Origin of the sequence: Microbacterium barkeri, from assembly GCF_027921765.1 — a bacterium.
GTDB lineage: Bacteria > Actinomycetota > Actinomycetes > Actinomycetales > Microbacteriaceae > Microbacterium > Microbacterium barkeri.
Map to the genome: position 1 here is coordinate 1,928 of NZ_BSEJ01000026.1, position 3,341 is coordinate 5,268.

Sequence of the window (3,341 nt, forward strand, 5' to 3'; positions counted from 1 at the left end):
TGCTGGCTCATGTGATTTCAAGTCTTTAAGAGCAAACGGTGGATGCCTTGGCATCTGGAGCCGAAGAAGGACGTAGCAATCTGCGATAAGCCTTGGGGAGCCGATAAGCGGGCTGTGATCCGAGGATTTCCGAATGGGGAAACCCCGCCAGGCGGCGTGCTGACCTGGTGACTCCCGTCTGAATATATAGGGCGGGTAGAGGGAACGTGGGGAAGTGAAACATCTCAGTACCCACAGGAAGAGAAAACAACAGTGATTCCGTGAGTAGTGGCGAGCGAAAGCGGATGAGGCTAAACCGGATCGTGTGTGATAGCCGGCAGGTGTTGCACGTTCGGGGTTGTGGGACCATTCTGAGACCGCTGCCGCAGGTCTCGGTGGTACAGGTGCGTATAGACGAACGGTTTTGAATGGCCGGCCAGAGCGGGTGGTAGCCCCGTAGTCGACATGCGTTGCCTGCCGCGAGTGGTATCCCAAGTAGCACGGGGCCCGTGAAATCCCGTGTGAATCTGCCAGGACCACCTGGTAAGCCTAAATACTCCCAGATGACCGATAGCGGACAAGTACCGTGAGGGAAAGGTGAAAAGTACCCCGGGAGGGGAGTGAAATAGTACCTGAAACCGTTTGCTTACAAACCGTCGGAGCCTCCTTGTTGGGGTGACGGCGTGCCTTTTGAAGAATGAGCCTGCGAGTTAGTGATACGTGGCGAGGTTAACCCGTGTGGGGCAGCCGTAGCGAAAGCGAGTCTGAATAGGGCGAGTCAGTCGCGTGTCCTAGACCCGAAGCGAAGTGATCTATCCATGGCCAGGCTGAAGCGACGGTAAGACGTCGTGGAGGGCCGAACCCACTTAGGTTGAAAACTGAGGGGATGAGCTGTGGATAGGGGTGAAAGGCCAATCAAACTTCGTGATAGCTGGTTCTCTCCGAAATGCATTTAGGTGCAGCGTTGCGTGTTTCTTGCCGGAGGTAGAGCTACTGGATGGCCGATGGGCCCTACAAGGTTACTGACGTCAGCCAAACTCCGAATGCCGGTAAGTGAGAGCGCAGCAGTGAGACGGTGGGGGATAAGCTTCATCGTCGAGAGGGAAACAACCCAGACCACCATCTAAGGTCCCTAAGCGCGTGCTAAGTGGGAAAGGATGTGGAGTTGCTCAGACAACCAGGAGGTTGGCTTAGAAGCAGCCACCCTTGAAAGAGTGCGTAATAGCTCACTGGTCAAGTGATTCCGCGCCGACAATGTAACGGGGCTCAAGCACGCCACCGAAGTTGTGGCATTGACATTTTTGGTAGGCCTTCGTGGTCCAGCCGTGTTGATGGGTAGGAGAGCGTCGTGTGGGCGGTGAAGCGGCGGAGTGATCCAGCCGTGGAGGCCACACGAGTGAGAATGCAGGCATGAGTAGCGAAAGACGTGTGAGAAACACGTCCTCCGGAAGACCAAGGGTTCCAGGGTCAAGCTAATCTTCCCTGGGTAAGTCGGGACCTAAGGCGAGGCCGACAGGCGTAGTCGATGGACAACGGGTTGATATTCCCGTACCGGCGAAGAACCGCCCCAATCAATCCAGTGGTGCTAAGCGCCCAAAGCCAGACATCGCCGCCTTCGGGTGGCACCGTCTGGTGGAGCGCGCGACCCCATGCTGGTGCGGTTAGCGTATTAACAGGTGTGACGCAGGAAGGTAGCCCAAGCCAGGCGATGGTTGTCCTGGTCCAAGCATGTAGGCCGAGCCATAGGCAAATCCGTGGCTCATGTGGCTGAGATGTGATGGGGATGAAAAGTGGGTGATCCTATGCTGCCGAGAAAAGCATCGACGCGAGGTTCTAGCCGCCCGTACCCCAAACCGACTCAGGTGGTCAGGTAGAGAATACCGAGGAGATCGAGATAATCGTGGTTAAGGAACTCGGCAAAATGCCCCCGTAACTTCGGGAGAAGGGGGGCCCAGCGCGTATTAGAACTTGCTTCGAAAGCGTGTGTGGGCCGCAGAGACCAGTGGGTAGCGACTGTTTATTAAAAACACAGGTCCGTGCGAAGTCGCAAGACGATGTATACGGACTGACGCCTGCCCGGTGCCGGAAGGTTAAGAGGACCGGTCAGCCGCAAGGCGAAGCTGAGAATTTAAGCCCCGGTAAACGGCGGTGGTAACTATAACCATCCTAAGGTAGCGAAATTCCTTGTCGGGTAAGTTCCGACCTGCACGAATGGCGTAACGACTTCCCAACTGTCTCAACCACGAACTCGGCGAAATTGCATTACGAGTAAAGATGCTCGTTACGCGCAGCAGGACGGAAAGACCCCGTGACCTTTACTACAGCTTGGTATTGGTGTTCGGTGTGGCTTGTGTAGGATAGGTGGGAGACTGTGAAGCAGTGACGCCAGTCATTGTGGAGTCGTTGTTGAAATACCACTCTGGTCACTCTGGATATCTAACTTCGGACCGTGATCCGGTTCAGGGACAGTGCCTGGTGGGTAGTTTAACTGGGGCGGTTGCCTCCCAAAGAGTAACGGAGGCGCCCAAAGGTTCCCTCAACCTGGTTGGCAATCAGGTGGCGAGTGTAAGTGCACAAGGGAGCTTGACTGTGAGACTGACAGGTCGAGCAGGGACGAAAGTCGGGACTAGTGATCCGGCAGTGGCTTGTGGAAGCGCTGTCGCTCAACGGATAAAAGGTACCTCGGGGATAACAGGCTGATCTTGCCCAAGAGTCCATATCGACGGCATGGTTTGGCACCTCGATGTCGGCTCGTCGCATCCTGGGGCTGGAGTAGGTCCCAAGGGTTGGGCTGTTCGCCCATTAAAGCGGTACGCGAGCTGGGTTTAGAACGTCGTGAGACAGTTCGGTCCCTATCCGCTGCGCGCGTAGGAAGTTTGAGAGGATCTGACCCTAGTACGAGAGGACCGGGTTGGACGAACCTCTGGTGTGCCAGTTGTCCTGCCAAGGGCACCGCTGGTTGGCTACGTTCGGGATGGATAACCGCTGAAAGCATCTAAGCGGGAAGCCGGCCTCAAGATGAGACTTCCATCACCTTCGGGTGGAGAGGCTCCCAGCAGACTACTGGGTTGATAGGCCAGACGTGGAAGCCCAGCAATGGGTGCAGCTGACTGGTACTAATAAGCCGATGACTTGATAACACACCGTCTCCTGCGGTGCTCGCGTCCACTTTGTGGTTCCCGATGTACGGGCACCAAAAAACTTTCATAGAGAAAGCTTGATGTCGAACACATCACCAGATGTTTCGGCGGTCATAGCGAGAGGGAAACGCCCGGCCACATTCCGAACCCGGAAGCTAAGCCTCTCAGCGCCGATGGTACTGCAAGGGGGACCTTGTGGGAGAGTAGGACACCGCCGGACTT

2 rRNA genes are annotated in these 3,341 nt (G+C 56.0%); both read left to right on the forward strand.

Annotated elements, in window-relative coordinates:
- Positions 1 to 15 precede the first annotated feature (15 nt).
- A 23S ribosomal RNA gene (locus PKE79_RS16375) occupies positions 16 to 3,119 on the forward strand.
- A 103-nt stretch (positions 3,120 to 3,222) separates the two neighbouring features.
- Positions 3,223 to 3,339: ribosomal RNA gene (gene rrf, locus PKE79_RS16380) — 5S ribosomal RNA — on the forward strand.
- Positions 3,340 to 3,341 lie beyond the last annotated feature (2 nt).